The organism is Thalassospira sp., from assembly GCF_048059015.1.
Taxonomy (GTDB): domain Bacteria; phylum Pseudomonadota; class Alphaproteobacteria; order Rhodospirillales; family Thalassospiraceae; genus Thalassospira.
Window position 1 is genome coordinate 30,543 of record NZ_JBLLNT010000015.1, and the last position, 18,337, is coordinate 48,879.

Sequence of the window (18,337 nt, forward strand, 5' to 3'; positions counted from 1 at the left end):
ACTCCTAAATCGCTTCAGGCTGCCCATTGTCCGCATTTCTGATGCGGCATTGAATTTGCGGCAGCCTGCCTGAATGCATTTGCCAATCGCTCGAAGCGGAGATGCCAAGGCTCAATAACCGTTTTCGCGTCATCGTCACGCCCATGATTTAAGACTGCGTCTTCATTCCACTTGACGTTGGCCATCTGTCTCCCATTAAATCCACAAATCATAATCATTCGAAACCCGCTGTTTTTTAATCACGAACATAAAGATTTTTTATGTCACACCGCGCACTCGACATTGGCTGGCTCAGAACATTCGAAGCTGTTGGCAGGCTGGGCAGCCTGACCCGTGCAGCGACCGAGCTTGGCCTGACCCAACCCGCCGTGACCTATCAGATCAAGCGGGTAGAGGAGCAGGTCGGCACACCCCTGCTGCACAGATCACAAGGTGGCAGCAAACTGACCGAAGCCGGTGAGATACTGTTTCAGGCGGTGCAGGCCGGGGTCGATGGCATTGACAAGGCGGTTGCGGAAACCAGGCGGAGCACACAAGTTCCCGCCATTCGGATTTTCACCGATTTTGGCTTTGCCGCATTATGGTTGATGCCGCGTGTGACCGATTTTCGGCGCCTGCATCCAGAGGCCGAAGTCCATATCGTCGCATCCCAAGGCCTTGATGACGCGCTTGAACGAGATACCGATGCGGCCATGCTGTTTGGCGCAAAGGAAGACTTCCCCGATCACGCGCAGCTTCTGATTCCCGAACGGGTCGTGCCGGTTTGCACACCGGGATTTCTTGAACGTTACGGCCCGTTCGACAGTCCGGAACAATTTGCCAATACACCCCTGTTACATCTGGAAGTCACTGGCAAGTCACGCTGGGTGACTTGGACCACATGGCTTGCCGATCACGGGGTGAAACGCAAACCGGCCCAAGGCGATCTTGGCCTCAACACCTATGGCTTTGTTATTCAGGCGGCTTTGGCCGAACAGGGTGTGGCATTGGGGTGGCTTGGATTGGTTGACCATCATCTGGCACAAGGAAGCCTTGTCGCTGTCGGCCCGGAAGTTAAGCGCGATGATTGCGGTTATTGGCTGGTACCAAGCCCGTCGGCAAGCAGCACGACATCAAAGCTTCTTGATTGGCTGATCAACGAGACCTGAAAACAAAAACGCCCGCCAGATTTTCTCAGGCGGGCGTTTTGCTTGGTGTTATGGCCAATTTGCTTCTGGCGGCAGTGACATTAGGATGGCTTCGGTATTGCCCCCGGTCATTAGGCCAAAGCGCGTACCCCGGTCATGAAGCAGGTTGAATTCGACATAGCGGCCGCGCTTGATCAGCTGGGCACGACGTTCGTCGTCACTCCACGCCTTGTTGTAATGGCGTTCAACCAGTTTGGGATAAATGTCACGAAACGCCATGCCTACATCCTTGGTAAAGGCAAAATCCTTTTCCCAATCGGCTTCTAGATAGTCATAGAAAATCCCGCCTACACCACGCTGCTCATTGCGGTGCGGCAGCCAGAAATACTCGTCACACCACTTTTTGAAGCGGTCATAATAATCATCGCCATGCGCATCACAGACCGATTTCAAAGCACCATGGAAGTCAGCCGTGTCTTTTTCCTGCGCGAAGACCGGGGTCAGGTCAGCACCACCGCCAAACCATGCCTTGGTCGTCACGATATGGCGCGTATTCATATGGACCGCTGGCACATGTGGCGAGCATGGATGTGCGACCAGTGAAATGCCTGCGGCCCAGAAATTCGGATTTTCATCCGCACCCGGGATTTCCTTGCGGAACTTTTCGGAAAATTCGCCATGTACAGTCGAGATGTTCACACCGACCTTTTCAAAGACGCGGCCCTTCATGACCGACATCTCGCCGCCGCCTTCGTTAGTGCCTCGCTCCCAGGTGGTGCGTTCAAACCGGCCAGCCGGGCGATCGGAAAGCGGACCGGAATAGCTGTCTTCGAGTGCTTCGAACTTTGCACAGATTTCGTCGCGCAGCTGACGGAACCATGCCTTGGCCGTTTCTTTGCGCGTTTCGATCAGTTTTTCATCTGTGCTGGTCATTCCACCCTCTTTGGAAAGCTGTTGGTCTGTCTGAGCGCTTCGCCCAGTGTCATTGCTGTTGCCATGGCAACGTTAAGCGAACGCATTTCCGGCTGCATCGGGATCACGACACGTGCATCAACATAATTGTGCACCTGCTCAGGAACACCTCTGCTTTCCGATCCCAACATCAAGATATCGTCAGGCCGAAATTCGAAATCACAATATGGCTCAGCCCCCTTTGTCGTCAGCAAAACCAGACGACCGGGCACCGTGCTATTTTGCCGCGCTTCGACAAAGCCACGCCAATCGGCATGGCGTATATAATCAGCCTTGCCAAGATAATCCATCCCGGCCCGTTTAAGCGCCGCAGATGTCAGCAGAAATCCACACGGTTCGATAATATCAACCGGCACCCCGAAACAGGCCGCCATCCGCAGGATTGTGCCGGTATTTTGCGGGATGTCGGGTTCAAACAAACAAATTCTCATCGGGGTTTCTCATGGTGGCTTTGGATCGCGCAATTCGCAACGCGTTGGGACGCCTTTTTAGAATCGTTAGCGACGCGATGTCGAATCAGTTCGCAAAAGACATATAATTACCCGTTAATAGCCCTATTAGACTTATTTGGAATAAGAAAAGCCAGAGCCGCAACCCATTGGTTGATAAAGGGCGCTATACCTGCAAATACGCTAGGTTTTACCAATTTGTGCACTGCAAAACCAATTGATCTTATTGAATGCAAACAAATTGCAACTCCAAGTTCTCCTTAACAAACCCAATTTTTGTTAGTATACGGACCCTCAAACAGGCCTAAAGGCTTTTGGAGTCAGGAAGTTTGATTTTCATCAAGGGAAGTCAAACATGAATGGCTTAAGTCTTGGTTTGGGCATTCCGCATGCCTGTTTTGGGGGCAGAAAGAGGGATAAATTATGTCGCAAACGGTGCATTCCTCCGGCGAACATCAGCCGGACGAGAACCGCAGGGATTTCCTGACCATGGCGACCACAGCAGTCGGCGCAGTTGGCGTCGGTTGTGCGTTGTTGCCGTTCGTGGACAGCATGAACCCGTCCAAGGACGTTCTCGCACTTGCCTCGGTTGAGGTTAATCTGGCCAACATCCCGGTTGGTCAGGCAGTAAAGGTCATGTGGCGAGGCAAACCTGTCTTTATCCGCCATCGTACCGAGCGCGAAATCAATGAGGCCAACGACGTCGCATTGAATGAACTCGTCGATCCGCAAGCCGACGACGCGCGTGTCGAAAAGAAAGAGTGGCTGATTGTTGTCGGTGTATGTACCCACCTGGGCTGCATCCCGATGGGCACCGCTACGGGTGAAGCCCGTGGTGATTATGATGGCTGGTACTGTCCGTGCCATGGCTCGCACTATGATACGTCGGGCCGTATCCGCCGTGGTCCTGCGCCGAAGAACCTTGAGGTGCCGACCTACACCTTCCTCACCGACACATCCGTCCGGATCGGCTAAGGAGCTGTATGATGAGCGCACCTGTCTGGAATAATAAAGTGGTGAAATGGGTCGATGACCGTCTTCCGGTTATCTCCATGCTGCACCACTCCGCATACGAATATCCGACCCCGAAAAACCTGTCTTACATGTGGAACTTCGGTTCGCTGGCTGGTTTCGTTCTGGTGACGATGATTCTCACCGGGATCTTCCTGGTGATGAACTACACCCCGCATACCGATATGGCGTTTGATTCGGTCGAGCGCATCATGCGTGATGTGAACTATGGCTGGCTGATCCGTTATATCCACATGAACGGCGCATCGATGTTCTTCATCTGCGTGTTCATTCATATTTTCCGTGGCCTGTATTACGGGTCATACAAAGCCCCGCGTGAGGTGCTTTGGTGGATTGGTATCCTGATCCTGCTGGCTATGATGGCAACCGCGTTCATGGGCTATGTCCTGCCGTGGGGCCAGATGTCCTTCTGGGGTGCAACGGTTATTACCAACCTGTTCTCTGCTTTCCCGATCATTGGCGATCCGCTGGTGACCTGGCTCTGGGGTGGTTTCTCGGTTGATAACCCGACGCTGAACCGGTTCTTCTCGCTGCACTATCTGATGCCGTTCGTCATTCTGGGCCTTGTTGTCCTGCATGTCTGGGCACTGCATAGCGTACGTTCGAACAACCCGACCGGCGTTGAAATCAAAACCCCGCAGGACAGCATTCCGTTCCATCCGTACTACACGATCAAGGATCTGTTCGGTCTGGGCGTGTTCCTGATCTTCTTCTGTGCGTTTGTCTTCTTCGCACCGGATTATCTTGGTCACCCGGATAACTACATCCCGGCGAACCCGCTGGTCACCCCGCCGCACATCGTTCCGGAATGGTACTTCCTGCCGTTCTACGCGATCCTGCGTTCGATCGACTTCACCATCTTCGGCATTCCGGCAAAACTGCTTGGCGTCCTGGCGATGTTTGCATCGATCGTGATCCTGTTCGTTATTCCGTGGCTTGATACCTCCAAGGTTCGCAGCTCGAAGTTCCGTCCGGTTTACAAATGGTTCTTCTGGCTGTTCGTCATCGACACCTTCGTCCTCGGCTATTGCGGGGCGAAGGCACCGGATGACTACTTCATGGGTATCCCTGGCCTGAAGGTTATCGTGATGGGTCAGCTTTCAACGCTGTACTACTTCGCGCACTTCCTTGTGGTCATGCCATTGGTTGGAAAAATGGAACGGACAAAACCGCTTCCGGCAAGCATCAGCGAATCTGTTTTGAAGGAGGGTGCAAATGCGTAAGTTAGCACTGACCGCAATTGCCGCCGCCTTCGCGGTAACCGCATTCACTGGTGGTGCACAGGCTGCTGGCGATACGCCAAAGCCTGCAGCACAGGAATGGAGCTGGGGTGGTATTTTCGGCACCTATGACCGTGCACAGCTTCAGCGTGGCTTCCAGGTCTATAAAAACGTTTGTGCGGGCTGTCACAGCCTGCGGTTCATTGCCTTCCGTAACCTTGAAGGCATTGGATTTAACGAAGACCAGATCAAAGCGATTGCTGCGGAATATGACATTGAAGACGGTCCGAACGATGACGGTGACATGTTCACCCGTCCGGGCAAGCCGTCTGATTACTTCCCGTCACCCTTCCCGAACGAAAAAGCTGCGGCTACTTCGAACGGTGGGGCAATTCCGCCGGACCTTTCGCTGATCAACAAGGCCCGTGTTGCTGGTCCGGATTATGTATTCGGCCTTCTGACCGGCTACCAGGAAGAAGCACCTGAAGGCTTCGACCTGTCAGATGGGAAATACTACAACGATTATTTCCCGGGTCATCAGATCTCCATGGCACCGCCGCTTTATGATGAAGCGGTTGAATATGGCGATGGTACCCCGATGACTTTGGAACAGCATTCACGTGACGTTGTTGCCTTCCTGAACTGGACGGCACAGCCGGAACTTGAAGCCCGTAAAGCACTGGGCATCAAGGTGATCCTGTTCCTGATCGTTCTGACCGCGATGCTTTACGCGGTGAAACGTAAAATCTGGCGGGATATCGAACACTAAGTTCGGGCATCTTCGTACGATCTTTCAAACAGGCCACCGAATTTCGGTGGCCTGTTTAGTTTTGCAGATGTGTCACGCGTTTTTGCTGATTGACCAAATACTTGGCTTGGATTTCTATGGTGGCAGTTGCTCCACCGCCCCATGAACCAATTGAAGCGCGCCCCCATGACACTTGATGAATTCGCCCTTTATTTCCTTGCCGTTCTGATATCAACCCTCACCCCTGGTCCTGCAATCATGCTGGGCATCACCAACAGCATCCGCTTTGACATTCGCGCATCATTTCTGGGTGCACTTGGCTGTGTCACTGGTACCGGTCTGATGGGGCTTTTGTCCGCATTGGGGCTGGGAGCTCTGATCATGACATCGGGTCTGTTGTTTTCGATCATCCATTATGTCGGTGCCGCCTACTTGATCTGGCTTGGTATCATGTTCTGGCGTGAAAGCCGTGTGGCAGGCACAAATGACATCGGGGCAGCAGTTGCCCCGACCCGTCGGCCCAGTCCGCTTCGCCTTTATGCGCAGGGTTTGATCGTATCGGCGAGCAATCCAAAGGCCATCGCCTTTTTCACCGCACTCTTCCCGCTTTTCATTGACCATACCAAACCGCTGGCAACGCAGTTTGCCATTATGGATACGACATTCATCATCATGTCGTTTTCATCGATCATGGGATATTCGCTGTTTGCCGCGCGTTCACGCCGCTTCCTGATCGGCAATGGCAAGAAATGGTTCCAGCGCATTTCCGGCAGTATCTTTGTCAGCTTCGGGATTGGTCTTGCCGCCTCGGCGCGCTAAGCCATCATGTGATCAGTAGGCGAAATAATCGACAACCAGTCGGTCAATTTCGCCGCTGTCACGCATCTGGCGCAATGTCGCATCAAGCGCATCGGCAAACTGATCACGTTCCGGCCATTGATTGTCCGGGTCTGGACCAAAGGCGACATAGCCAAACTCCTGACCAATGATCGCGGCTTCGTTAAACAGGCGCGACAGATCCTTATCGACACCAAGTTCGCGCATGCCGGCCAAAATCGCCATGCGTTCATTAACATAACAATCCACCCGTCCTGCCATCAAGAAACGGAGATTGCTTGCCGTGGTGTTGGCTTCTTCAAGCACGATGTCGCCTGCTTCAACCATCTCAAAGAATGCGTTTCCGGCAAGTTTATAGCCCGCATTATTGGCAAAGCGCGCACCCGCGAAGTCATCAGGAAACTGAAACAGGTTGTTTGACCGTGCATAGTCATTGCTGCAGATGGCCACCACGGTTTCACGCAAGATCGGGATTGAGTATCGTTCAATCCAATCACGGTCTTTGCGTTCATAGGGCGGAAAGAACCCCATGATCTGCCCATCTTTCAAAAGCTCCATCCCGCGCCGGAACGGAACATTAACAATCTCAAGCCGGTATTGCGGCATGCGGGCAAAGGCTTCTTCAAGGATGCGGACATAAATCCCGTCCGGGTCCGCCCCGTCCAGAAACGCATATGGGATATTGCTGTCTTCGGCATAAAGGGTAATCGTGACGGGGATGTTGCTGCTTTGAACTGTTTGCGCATTGGCGACAACAGGCCATGCGAAAACACACCCGATGGCCAAGCATCCGGTGGTCTTGATGATGTTTTTCAAAGCGCGCTTAAAATTCATGCCGTCCGTTTTTTCAAAGTACCTATCAACATTATGTCGACAGACAACAGCCATATGTCAATTGGGATGCCATCAGTTGATTGTGCGGGGCGGTTCGAAAAGTGGGCTTAGCGGCGGAAATTAGTTCCCAAGCGGCTCATCACTGGAAACAGTACCCTTCGCAGCATCGCATGGATTGGTGGTGCCAAGGTTGCTGGGATGCTGATGATTGCCTTCTGCCGGGCGAAGCGGCGGTACGGTTACCGGGATATGCACAAGCCGTCGTTTGCGCGACGGGGTGCCGCTGCTGGCATAAAGCTGCTTGCCGGCTTCAACGATCGAAACCCCTGCAAAGGCCTTAAACAGGCGCGATCCGATATTTTCAAACATCTGCGACCAGCGCAGCAGGAACCGCCGCTGGGTCGGTGGCATGAAAAGCGCACGGCTATGCTGGACCGGCAGAAACATATTTTCGCGCATCAGGTTTTGGAGCTGTGACACGCTATAGGGATGGCCATAGCCAAACGGCGTCTTTTCCGACCAGCTCCAAAGCGAGCTTCGGTTAGGTGTCACCACAACAATCCGGCCATTGGGGGTCAGGACCCGCCAGCATTCACGCATCAGACGACGCATGGAATCGGAATGTTCGACGATATGCACCAGAAGAATGCGATCAACCGAACTATCCGGCAGCGGCAGCATGGTTTCTTCGGTCAGGGCGACCTTGTTGTCTTCGCCTGCGGGCCAATGCACACAGCCTTGGCGCGCAGGCATAAAGGCCATCACGCGTTCAGCTTCACCGATGAAAGGGCGCAGATAAGGCGTGGCATAGCCAAAGCCCAACACGCGCATGCCACGCACATCCGACCACATGACGCGCAAACGCCTGCGGATCAGACGACGGGCTGCTTGCCCGATGCTGCTGGCATAAAATCGGTGTAAGTCGACAACATCCTGACGCATAAGACAAACCTATCATCCCGATCCCGACACGGGAATATCTTTGCAACGCATCGCTGAAGAATGTCACATACTTTGCGCTTTGCATGATTGTGACACCACCATGCTTGCTGATAGTCTTGATCCAATTGCGCAATTCCAGTTTCGAGGTACGCCATGGCCGCGGGCGAAGTGATCGTCATTCCGTGTCTTTCAGACAACTACACCTATCTGGTGCGCTGCCACCGCAGCGACGTCACCGCCATCATTGACCCGGGTGAAGCAGCCCCGGTGATTGCCGAGCTCGAAGAACGCGAATGGAACCTTGATCTGGTGATCAATACCCATCACCACCATGACCATATTGGCGGCAATGCGGAACTGATGGAAAAGTACGGCGCCAAGCTTTTGGGGCCGACTGCGGAAACCGCACGTATTCCCAATATGGATGAAACCTGTGCCGAGGGTGATCAGGTTCTGATTGGCGAGCTGGAAGGACGCGTGTTTGACGTGCCCGGCCACACGACCGGTCATATCGCCTTTTATTTCCCGGCAATTACTGCTCTGTTTTCCGGTGATAGCCTGTTTGCCCTTGGATGCGGTCGCCTGTTTGAAGGCACACCTGAACAGATGTGGACGTCACTTTGCAAGTTCCGCAATCTGCCAAACAGCACACAGGTCTATTGCGGCCATGAATATACCCAGGCCAATGCCCGCTTTGCCAAAACGATTGAAACCAGCAATCCGGTTTTGATGGCGCGCTGTCAGGATATTGATGGCCTGCGTGCACGCAACCTTCCGACCATTCCATCGCGCCTTGATGTGGAACTGGCGACCAACCCGTTCCTGCGTGCCGATGAGCCATCGGTTGCCGAGGCGCTCGGCATGAGCACTAAAAGTGCCGTGGAAGTCTTTACCGAGATCCGCAAACGCAAAGACAATTTCTGATCCGTATCGGACCTTATTGCATCTGCTTGAACAGAACGTTCTGATCAAGCAGATAGCGCGAGAATAAGGGCAGGCTCGCCGCACCGATTGCGCGCGCGGCACTGCCGACCTGGCCCTGCTCGATATGGGGCTTATCAATGCCCTGCAGATCAAGTTTTGAGGTTGCCTCGCGTGTGGCTGCGACAAGTCTTGCGCAAACATCGGGCGGGAAACCGCCATCAACAATCACCGCTTCGAAATCAATCACCGAACAGACCGAGGTGATGGCGACTGCCAGACTTTGGGCGGTATGGCTGATCCAGATATCAAGCGTGTTGCCAAGCTCGTTCCAATAGTCAGGATCACGCCAAAGCTTGGCCGGGTCTCGACCATCACGGGCGAGCATATCTTCAAGGACAAAGATTGATGCCTGATCGATAAGCTGGCTTGGATGCCCGCTGCGCGACGAAACCGGCATGGAGCCAAACGCACCGGCATTCCCGGTCCGTCCGGTATAAAGCGCCTGATTAAGTACCACCCCACCGCCGATAAATGAACCGATGAAGAAATAGGCGAAGTCGGAATAGCTTGGCCCCAGACCAAACACTAGTTCCGCCCCGCAGGCAGCCGTTGCATCATTTTGCTGGAATACCGGGAAAGGCACGATCATACCGATGGTTTCAATCAGATCGACATCGCGCCACGCATTCATATCTTCGACCGGCGCACCAACTTCATCAACCCAGTTCCAAAGCTCGAACGGAGCGGCGATCCCGATCCCGGCGATGCGGTTGCGCTGATCCGTGCTTAGATCGGCTGTGATCTGATCAACCGAGTCCCGGACGAACTGGCGGATGCTATCGGGAGTCGGGTACTTGTAAGCTTCTTTCAGGCTAAAGCGGACTTCACCAACAAAGTCCATCAGGATCAGTTCGGCACTGCGTCGCCCGATCTTAAGGCCAAATGAAAACACCCCATCGGGGTTAAGCGCCATGGGGACTTTTGGCTTGCCGACCTTGCCGCGCACCGGATCACCGCGCTTTAGCAACCCATCCTTTTCAAGCGCACGCATAATGACTGAGACGGTTTGTGCCGACAGTCCCGAAAGCCTTGCGATATCTGCTTTTGAAAGACCTGCATTCCTGCGTACCAACGACAATACAAGCCGTTCGTTATAGGCGCGCACGCGCAGCTGGTTCGCACCACCGCCCGGATGCAGTGGACGCGTAGCGTAATCCTCCGCCCCTGTTGGATCGGGGCTGGTTGAATTGCTTTCCGTCATTTGTCCTCCCACTCGGGATCTTTAATGCCCGATTGCTGATAAGAGTGACAGGATTAATTAATAAATCAATCGGATTTATTAATTGACAGATTTTGGCAATTGGTGTGTCCTAGGACCAAGACAGGTTGAAGGCCCAAGCCAAAATACGCGCCACGATCTGTTGGGAAAACAAACATCAGCGGCCAAAAATGGCCGAACATTCAGGTCAAATCCTGGGAGGAAACAAATGAAAAAAGCACTTCTTGGCGCAACCCTTGGTGCGCTTGCTCTTAGCCTTTCCATGGCACCGAACGCTGCCAAAGCCGATGAAATCGGCGCCTGCCTGATCACCAAAACCGACATCAACCCGTTCTTCGTGAAAATGAAGGAAGGTGCGACTGCCAAGGCAGAAGAACTTGGCATTAATCTGTCCACCTATGCCGGCAAGATTGATGGCGACCATGAAACTCAGGTTCAGGCGATCGAGTCTTGCATTGCATCGGGTGCCAAGGGCGTTCTTCTGACCGCATCTGACACCAAGGCGATCGTTCCGGTCGTCAAAAAGGCCCGTGATGCTGGACTGATTGTTATCGCACTCGACACCCCGCTTGAGCCGATTGATGCCGCGGACGCGACTTTCGCGACCGATAACTTCAAAGCTGGCGAGCTGATTGGTCAGTGGGCAGCAGCCCAGCTGGGTGACAAGGCAGCAGATGCCAAAATCGCCCTTCTCGATCTTTCGCCAAGTGCACCGTCGGTGGACGTTCTGCGCGATCAGGGCTTCATGAAAGGCTTTGGGATCGACATCAAGGACCCGAATAAAATCGGCGACGAAGATGACGCCCGCATCGTTGGCCATGACGTCACCAGCGGCAACGAAGAAGGCGGCCGCAAGGCGATGGAAAACCTGATGCAGCGCGATCCTGACATCAATGTGGTTTACACCATCAACGAACCTGCTGCGGCCGGCGCGTATGAAGCGCTGAAGTCCTTTGGCATGGAAGAAGGCGTTCTGATCGTATCTGTTGATGGCGGCTGCCCGGGTGTTGCCAACGTCAAGGATGGCGTGATTGGCGCGACCTCGCAGCAATATCCGCTTCTGATGGCATCCAAAGGCATCGAGGCGATCAAGGCATGGGCAGATAGCGGCGAAAAGCCCAAAAACTCTGACGGTCTTAACTTCTATAACACTGGTGTGAACCTTGTAACCGATCAGCCGGTTGACGGCGTTCCGTCGATTGACGTTGCCGAAGGCACTGATCGCTGCTGGGGTTAACTCCCGATCCAATCCGAAGGAGGGCGGGTTTCCCCTGCCCTCCTTGTCCCACTTTGACTTACACTTGGTATGGCATTCCAAAGCCGGTCAGAAGAACCGGCGCAATGTTTGGTAACTGATCGGGCCTTACCCCTGATCGCGTTTACGACCAAGTCGGGAGGAAACGATGAGCGAAACTGCTCAACCGTCACGCCAGAAACAGGATTTCGAGCAAACGCTTGATTCCAGCGACAAGAATGTCGCCCAATTCGAACATAAACACCGCAGTGCATTTGATTCCGTCCAGCACTTCCTGCACGGCAATCCGACCATGGTGCCGGTAATTGTTCTGGTCTTTTCCATTGTTATTTTCGGCTTTGTTGCCGGCAGCAAGTTTTTCTCGCCGTTCAACCTGTCGCTGATCATGCAGCAGGTTTCGATCATCGGCATCCTTGCCGCCGCGCAAAGCCTGGTCATTCTGACCGCGGGTATTGACCTGTCGGTTGGCGCGATCATGGTCTTGATGTCCGTGATCATGGGGCAATTGGCGATCACGCTTGGCGTTCCGACCCCGATTGCGATTGTTGCTGGCTGTATCGGTGGTATTGCCGCCGGGTCGTTGAACGGGTTCCTTGTGACCCGCATCAAACTGCCACCTTTTATCGTGACTCTGGGCACCTGGAACATCTTCTTTGCGCTGAACCTTTGGCTTTCAGCCGCGCAGTCGATCCGAAGCCAGACGCTTGATGAAATCGCACCGCTTTTGAAATTCTTCGGCGAAAGCATCGCTCTTGGCGGGGCGCGCATCACCTATGGCTCGATCCTGATGCTCGTGATTTTCGGGGTGCTCTGGTACATCCTCAACCACACCAGTTGGGGCCGCCATGTTTATGCGATTGGCGATGACAAGGAAGCCGCCGAGCTGTCCGGTATTCGCACCAACCGAACCCTTATCATGGTTTATGGCCTGGCCGGACTGGTCTGCGCCATTGGTGCCTGGGCATCAATTGGCCGTGTTGGATCCGTCTCGCCGCAGAGCTTCCAGGAAGCCAACCTGCAATCCATTACCGCTGTTGTGATTGGCGGTATCTCGCTATTTGGCGGGCGTGGATCGATCATTGGTCCGCTGATTGGTGCATTGATCGTTGGGGTATTTAACTCTGGCCTGCGGTTGGCGGGCGTTGATGTTCTTTGGCAGGTTTTTGCCATTGGCTGGCTGACCATCATTGCGGTTGCGATTGACCAGTGGATCAGAAAGGTATCGGCATAATGACCCAACAGACACCTGTTCTAAAAGCCCGCGGGATCGTGAAGCGTTATGGCCGTGTCACCGCCCTTGATCATGCGGATTTTGATCTGTATCCGGGCGAGATTTTGGCTGTTATCGGCGATAACGGTGCGGGTAAATCATCACTGATCAAGGCTCTTTCCGGGGCAGTGACGGTTGATGAAGGCACCATTGAGCTTGATGGCAAACCGATTTCCTTCACCTCGCCGATGGAGGCCCGCGAAGCCGGGATCGAGACGGTTTATCAGAACCTTGCACTGTCACCGGCCCTATCGATTGCCGATAACATGTTCATGGGGCGCGAACTTCGCAAACAAAGCTTCATGGGCAAATATTTCGGTGCCCTTGATCACAAGGAAATGCAGCGCATTGCCCGTGAAAAGCTGACTGAACTTGGCCTGATGACCATTCAAAACATCAATCAGGCGGTTGAAACACTCTCTGGTGGTCAGCGCCAGGGCGTTGCCGTTGCCCGTGCGGCTGCGTTCGGATCACGGGTCGTGATCATGGATGAGCCGACGGCTGCACTTGGGGTAAAGGAAAGCCGACGTGTGCTTGATCTGATTGCCGATGTGAAGGCGCGCGGCATGCCGATTGTCCTGATTTCGCACAATATGCCGCATGTGTTTGAGGTTGCTGATCGCATTCACGTTCATCGCCTTGGCAAACGCCTGTGCACGATTAAGCCTGATGATTACAGCATGTCAGATGCGGTTGCCTTCATGACCGGGGCCAAGGAACCACCGGCCCATGATGCGGCAGCCTGAATAACAAAACACAGAAGATCGAATACCCCGGATGACACCTGACATTGACGACCTCGCGGATCAAATCCGTGTAAAGCAATCTGGCGATCGACGCATCCTCGTCGCGATCGTCGGGGCACCAGCATCAGGCAAGTCGACCTTGTCTGACCGGCTTTATCACCATCTGGGGGGTGATAAAGCCGGTGCTGCTGTTGTGCCAATGGATGGATTTCACTTTGATGATGCAATCCTGAAGGAACGCGATCTTTTGCCGCGCAAAGGTGCGCCCAACACATTTGATGTGGGCGGGCTGAAACGTACCCTGGTCGCCCTTCGCGATGACCAGCCTGAAGATGTCTATGTCCCGGTCTTTGATCGAAACCTTGAAATCTCGCGCGGGTCGGCCAGGGCCATTTCGCAGCACCACCGGATCATACTTGTTGAAGGCAACTACCTTCTGCTGGGTCAGGCACCTTGGAAACAACTACATGATCTGTTTGATCTGTCGATCTATCTCGACGTCCCCGAGGAAACTCTGCGGGATCGATTGATCGAACGCTGGACAGGATTTGGGTTTGACCAGGAAACAGCGACCCGCAAAGCTATGGGCAACGACATTCCCAATGCGCAAACAGTCGTGCGCTTGACCATCGATCCAGACATCCGGATTACGAACGCCTGATTGTCCGATCATCGGGAAACTCACTAGTCCCTCATAAAGACATACTAAATGCGGCGGGCTGCTTTGACAGTGATTTCCGAGCAGTAATGATCAAGCAGAGGTCAGTGAAGAAGCCCGAATTAGGATCGCAAAGATAAGGGGTCGCCTGCGCAATTTCATCGGCTACGTCCAGTCGACCGACTAATGTGTGATACACTGTGCCTTCCAGAGCCCTATTCCATTACTATCGCCATTATGTTCATACGGGGCCGAAATGACATAGCCTCCAGTGTCCATATCTACGAGATATTTAGACAATAGCTATTTAATCAATCAAGCTGAACGTGAAATCGACTTTCTACTTCATTAAACCTCTCTGAACGCACCATTCAAAAAGTCTTTATAAGCAATCGCCAAACCACTTCTAAGATCAACATTCGGCTTCCAGCCAGTTGCTATCAAGCGACTACTGTCCATCAACTTGCGCTGGGCACCGTCCGGCTTCTCAATGTCGAAAATGACCTCTCCCTGGTAGCCGACAGTGTGTGCAATCTCACCGGCCAACTCAGAAATGGTTACATCTGAACCATATCCTACATTAATATGACTACACATTTCTTGTGTATTTGCCTTATACACATCACTCTCTAGGTTCATTACATGAATACTAGCAGCGGCCATATCGTCAACGAACAAGAATTCTCGATACGGCTTGCCACTTCCCCAAACAATGACCTGAAGTCTCCCAGCCACCTTGGCATCATGAAATCGCCTAATCAGAGCTGGGATAACATGGCTATTTTCTGGGTGATAGTTATCACCTGGACCATAGAGGTTCGTCGGCATCACACTCCGATAATCGCGACCATACTGTCTATTGAAAGATTTACATAACTTGATGCCTGCAATCTTTGCAATTGAATACGGTTCATTGGTGCTTTCAAGTACCCCTGTCAAAAGGGCATCTTCACGCATCGGCTGCGCCACCGCCCTCGGATAAATGCAGCTTGAGCCTAAAAACAAAAGTTTTTGAACCCCTGATTTGTGAGCCGCACCGATGATATTGGTCTCAATCAGCAAATTTCGATAAATGAAGTCTGCGGGATAAGTATTGTTGGCGTGAATCCCCCCGACCTTTGCAGCGGCAAGATACACTTCATCAATGTCATTCTTAGCGAAGAATAAGTCTACCTCGCTTTGGCTTTCAAGATCCAATTCATCGCGAGGCGCAAGAATCAGTTCGACATCGGAATGCGAGCGGAGCTGACGGTCAATCGCACTGCCAACCATGCCTCTGTGTCCCGCGATGAAAACTTTTCTTGTCATGACTTACTGTGACGCGTTAATTGCAACTTGGTAACCATTATCCTTCAGCAACCGATGCTGACGGGCCTTTTTTAGGTCATGAGCCACCATTTCAGAAATCATTTCTTCCATTGTGATTTCCGGTTCCCAACCCAATTCATTTTTGGCTTTTGACGGATCTCCGAGAAGTGTTTCCACTTCTGCTGGACGGAAGTATCGCTCGTCAACACGTACGATTTCATCACCGACAGAGACTGCAGGCGAAACCGACTTATCAACAGATTCAACGACACCCTTTTCGTTTACGCCCTCACCTTCAAAGCGAAGGTTGATACCCAGCTCCCTCGCAGATAACTCGACGAAAGTACGCACAGTCACTTGGCGACCCGTTGCAATGACATAGTCGCGGGCTTCTTCCTGCTGAAGCATCATCCATTGCATACGGACATAATCTTTTGCATGCCCCCAATCGCGTAGTGCATCCATGTTACCAAGATACAAGGAAGGCTCCAGTCCCTGAGAGATGTTCGCCAGTGCACGGGTAATCTTGCGGGTCACGAAGGTCTCACCGCGACGCGGGCTCTCGTGGTTAAACAGAATACCGTTACAAGCATACATGCCATATGCTTCACGGTAGTTCACAGCGATCCAATACGCATAGAGCTTTGCGACAGCATAAGGGCTTCGCGGATAGAACGGGGTGGTTTCCTTCTGCGGAATTTCCTGAACCAGTCCGTATAGCTCACTGGTCGAGGCCTGATAAAAGCGGGTTGTTTTTTCCAACCCAAGAAACCGGATTGCCTCCAGCAGACGCAGTGTTCCCAAAGCATCAACATCTGCCGTATATTCTGCCGCTTCAAAACTTACCGCAACGTGGCTCTGTGCACCGAGGTTGTATACCTCATCTGGTTTCACATCATTGACGATGCGAGTCAGGTTACTACTATCAGCTAAATCTCCATAGTGGAGCACCAACTTGCGATTCTGCTCATGGGGGTCCTGATACAAGTGATCTATACGATCCGTGTTTAGTGAGCTACTGCGCCGCTTGATACCGTGTACTTCATACCCCTTTTGCAGCAAAAACTCTGCCAAGTAGCTGCCATCCTGCCCAGTAATACCTGTGATGAGCGCCCGTTTAGCCATCCGAAATTATCCCAGTTCTCTCTTTGCTTCTGTTTGACGTCCGTACTCATCGTCGAACCGCTCGATGTCATCTTCTCCCAGATAACTGCCCGATTGCACCTCAATTATCTCTAGAGGAATCTTTCCAGGATTTTCCATACGGTGGACTGATCCAAGTGGGATATAGGTAGACTTGTTTTCTTTCAACAAAAACGTCTCTTGGTCACAGGTAACCAGAGCCGTTCCTTTCACAACAATCCAATGCTCTGCTCGATGGTTGTGCCGTTGCAAAGAAAGCCTAGCCCCAGGCTTCACTGTAATCCGCTTTACCTGAAACCGTTCACTGTGATCAATGCTATCATATGCTCCCCAAGGCCTTGCCACGCGACGGTGGTCGTGAACTTCGCATCGGCCGGCAGCATCTAACTCAGAAACAGCGTTCTTTACCTTATCAACTTGGTCGAGCGCACTGACCATCAGCGCATCCGGGGTGTCAATAATTGCCAGGTCTTTAGTGCCGATTGTCACCACGAAGCGTCGTTCTGACGCATGCACAAGGGTGTTTTCTGAGTTTATGTTATAAATGTTGGTTGTTTTGCCGAGCTTGCCACAGTGTTTCTCATCAACATCACTTAGTGCAAACATGGCATCCCAACTTCCGACATCACTCCAAACGCCATTGAAGGGAACAACGACAATGTTCAAAGCACGCTCCATGATAGCATAATCGATGCTTTTCTTGGTCGCCTGATCAAATTCGGAACTCGGCCGCCAGAAAGTACCATCCTGCGTAGCGTTTGCCATTGCCGAAGCACAACTCTCAAAGATTTTTGGTTCAAACTTTTTCAATGCGTCAAGCAACACTGAGCGCTTTACCAAGAAGATGCCTGCATTCCATAAGAACTTCCCAGAAGCCAAGAAGTCCACCGCCTTTTGTCGATCTGGTTTCTCGTGGAACTGGACAGATTTTCTGGCATCACCTTGGACAACTTCGCCAGCTTCAATATAGCCGTATGCAGTGCTTGGACTGCCTGGTTGCACACCAAAAGTGACGATATACCCCTGCGAAGCAATTGGAGAGGCATCCTTTACCATCTCGCGGAATGCATCATCATCCGGGATAAAATGATCCGCCGGGCAAAATAACAAAAGGTCGCCTACGTCACCGTTAAACGCAGCAGCAAGTGCCATAGCTGGTGCCGTATCCCGGCCACTCGGTTCCAAAATCTGCATCAGTTCTAGTGAAGACTTTTCGGCGACTTCCTGAACAAAAAACCGATAATCTTCTCCGCTAACAGCCAGCACATTTCCCAATGGCGCCAATCGGTCAAGCGTCAGCTCGAATAGTGATTTTCCGCGATAGAGTGGAATGAACTGCTTCGGAAGTGATTTTCGAGAAAGAGGCCAAAGCCTTGTGCCGGATCCGCCACACATAATTACAGATTGGATCTTGGTGTTCTCTTGCATGGCACTCTTCACTCTTGAATACAGACATCACAGAATTGATTTTACTTATAAATCAAACGTCGCATCTCCTCCAACAACTAGCTACCAAACGAGGCGATGTTTTGTCGAAAAAATTATAGCTTTGCTGCAAGCAGATGAAACAAAAACGCCCCGCGACATGCGGGG

18 protein-coding genes are annotated in these 18,337 nt (G+C 52.5%); 10 read left to right on the top strand and 8 right to left on the bottom strand.

The features are described 5' to 3' along the window. Window positions 1-260 precede the first annotated feature (260 nt). Complete coding sequence (locus tag ACMZ66_RS18310) at window positions 261-1,148, top strand: choline sulfate utilization transcriptional regulator (RefSeq protein ID WP_416939393.1); 888 nt, start codon at window positions 261-263, stop codon at window positions 1,146-1,148. A 48-nt stretch (window positions 1,149-1,196) separates the two neighbouring features. On the opposite strand, the gene hemF is transcribed toward ACMZ66_RS18310, so the two are convergent. Both hemF and ACMZ66_RS18320 read right to left on the bottom strand, forming a co-directional pair. Continuing rightward, the gene (gene hemF / locus ACMZ66_RS18315) at window positions 1,197-2,060 is read right to left on the bottom strand and encodes an oxygen-dependent coproporphyrinogen oxidase (RefSeq protein ID WP_416939395.1); all 864 of its coding nucleotides are present in this window, start codon (window positions 2,058-2,060) and stop codon (window positions 1,197-1,199) included. After that, complete coding sequence (locus ACMZ66_RS18320; protein WP_416939397.1) at window positions 2,057-2,530, bottom strand: tRNA (cytidine(34)-2'-O)-methyltransferase; 474 nt, start codon at window positions 2,528-2,530, stop codon at window positions 2,057-2,059. The genes hemF and ACMZ66_RS18320 overlap by 4 nt, the downstream gene beginning before the upstream one ends. Before the next feature lie 441 nt (window positions 2,531-2,971). Between ACMZ66_RS18320 and petA the strand changes: the two genes are divergently transcribed. The 4 genes from petA (at window position 2,972) to ACMZ66_RS18340 (ending at window position 6,367) form a co-directional block, all read left to right on the top strand. Beyond that, window positions 2,972-3,523: a ubiquinol-cytochrome c reductase iron-sulfur subunit gene (gene petA / locus ACMZ66_RS18325; RefSeq protein WP_416939399.1), complete on the top strand. Its 552-nt coding sequence runs from the start codon at window positions 2,972-2,974 to the stop codon at window positions 3,521-3,523. Window positions 3,524-3,531: 8 nt separating this feature from the next. Beyond that, window positions 3,532-4,803, top strand: a complete 1,272-nt coding sequence (locus ACMZ66_RS18330; RefSeq protein WP_416939401.1) for a cytochrome b — start codon at window positions 3,532-3,534, stop codon at window positions 4,801-4,803. Then, window positions 4,796-5,569: a cytochrome c1 gene (locus ACMZ66_RS18335; protein WP_416939402.1), complete on the top strand. Its 774-nt coding sequence runs from the start codon at window positions 4,796-4,798 to the stop codon at window positions 5,567-5,569. The genes ACMZ66_RS18330 and ACMZ66_RS18335 overlap by 8 nt, the downstream gene beginning before the upstream one ends. 165 nt (window positions 5,570-5,734) lie before the next feature. Then, complete coding sequence (locus tag ACMZ66_RS18340) at window positions 5,735-6,367, top strand: LysE family translocator (RefSeq protein WP_416939403.1); 633 nt, start codon at window positions 5,735-5,737, stop codon at window positions 6,365-6,367. A 12-nt stretch (window positions 6,368-6,379) separates the two neighbouring features. Here ACMZ66_RS18340 and ACMZ66_RS18345 read toward each other — a convergent pair whose 3' ends face one another. Next, on the bottom strand, window positions 6,380-7,219 hold the full coding sequence (locus tag ACMZ66_RS18345) for a substrate-binding periplasmic protein (protein WP_416939405.1): 840 nt from the start codon (window positions 7,217-7,219) through the stop codon (window positions 6,380-6,382). A gap of 120 nt (window positions 7,220-7,339) precedes the next feature. Further along, window positions 7,340-8,161, bottom strand: a complete 822-nt coding sequence (locus ACMZ66_RS18350; protein ID WP_416939407.1) for a methyltransferase domain-containing protein — start codon at window positions 8,159-8,161, stop codon at window positions 7,340-7,342. A 153-nt stretch (window positions 8,162-8,314) separates the two neighbouring features. Between ACMZ66_RS18350 and gloB the strand changes: the two genes are divergently transcribed. After that, on the top strand, window positions 8,315-9,085 hold the full coding sequence (gene gloB / locus ACMZ66_RS18355; protein ID WP_416939409.1) for a hydroxyacylglutathione hydrolase: 771 nt from the start codon (window positions 8,315-8,317) through the stop codon (window positions 9,083-9,085). A 13-nt stretch (window positions 9,086-9,098) separates the two neighbouring features. Here gloB and ACMZ66_RS18360 read toward each other — a convergent pair whose 3' ends face one another. Next, window positions 9,099-10,346, bottom strand: coding sequence for an ROK family transcriptional regulator (locus ACMZ66_RS18360; RefSeq protein ID WP_416939411.1), 1,248 nt, complete (start codon window positions 10,344-10,346; stop codon window positions 9,099-9,101). A 226-nt stretch (window positions 10,347-10,572) separates the two neighbouring features. On the opposite strand from ACMZ66_RS18360, the gene ACMZ66_RS18365 reads away from it, so the two are divergent. The 4 genes from ACMZ66_RS18365 to ACMZ66_RS18380 all read left to right on the top strand — a co-directional run bounded on the left by ACMZ66_RS18365 (window position 10,573) and on the right by ACMZ66_RS18380 (window position 14,296). Continuing rightward, entirely contained in the window at window positions 10,573-11,601 is a 1,029-nt protein-coding gene (locus ACMZ66_RS18365) for a sugar ABC transporter substrate-binding protein (protein WP_416939413.1), read from the top strand. A gap of 166 nt (window positions 11,602-11,767) precedes the next feature. Beyond that, window positions 11,768-12,850 carry an ABC transporter permease gene (locus tag ACMZ66_RS18370; RefSeq protein ID WP_416939415.1) on the top strand — a complete coding sequence of 361 codons (1,083 nt, stop codon included), beginning with the start codon at window positions 11,768-11,770 and terminating at the stop codon, window positions 12,848-12,850. Beyond that, on the top strand, window positions 12,850-13,635 hold the full coding sequence (locus ACMZ66_RS18375; protein WP_416939417.1) for an ATP-binding cassette domain-containing protein: 786 nt from the start codon (window positions 12,850-12,852) through the stop codon (window positions 13,633-13,635). The genes ACMZ66_RS18370 and ACMZ66_RS18375 overlap by 1 nt, the downstream gene beginning before the upstream one ends. A 31-nt stretch (window positions 13,636-13,666) precedes the next feature. Next, window positions 13,667-14,296: a nucleoside triphosphate hydrolase gene (locus ACMZ66_RS18380; RefSeq protein WP_416939419.1), complete on the top strand. Its 630-nt coding sequence runs from the start codon at window positions 13,667-13,669 to the stop codon at window positions 14,294-14,296. Window positions 14,297-14,641: 345 nt separating this feature from the next. Here the strand turns inward: ACMZ66_RS18380 and ACMZ66_RS18385 are convergent, their stop codons facing one another. From ACMZ66_RS18385 to ACMZ66_RS18395, 3 genes are read right to left on the bottom strand one after another with little or no spacing between them, the layout of a single operon-like run. Further along, window positions 14,642-15,601, bottom strand: a complete 960-nt coding sequence (locus ACMZ66_RS18385) for a GDP-L-fucose synthase family protein (RefSeq protein ID WP_416939421.1) — start codon at window positions 15,599-15,601, stop codon at window positions 14,642-14,644. A gap of 3 nt (window positions 15,602-15,604) precedes the next feature. Beyond that, a complete protein-coding gene (gene gmd, locus ACMZ66_RS18390) occupies window positions 15,605-16,726 on the bottom strand; it encodes a GDP-mannose 4,6-dehydratase (protein WP_416939423.1) in 1,122 nt (373 codons plus the stop codon). A 6-nt stretch (window positions 16,727-16,732) separates the two neighbouring features. Next, window positions 16,733-18,172: a mannose-1-phosphate guanylyltransferase/mannose-6-phosphate isomerase gene (locus tag ACMZ66_RS18395; protein WP_416939425.1), complete on the bottom strand. Its 1,440-nt coding sequence runs from the start codon at window positions 18,170-18,172 to the stop codon at window positions 16,733-16,735. Window positions 18,173-18,337 lie beyond the last annotated feature (165 nt).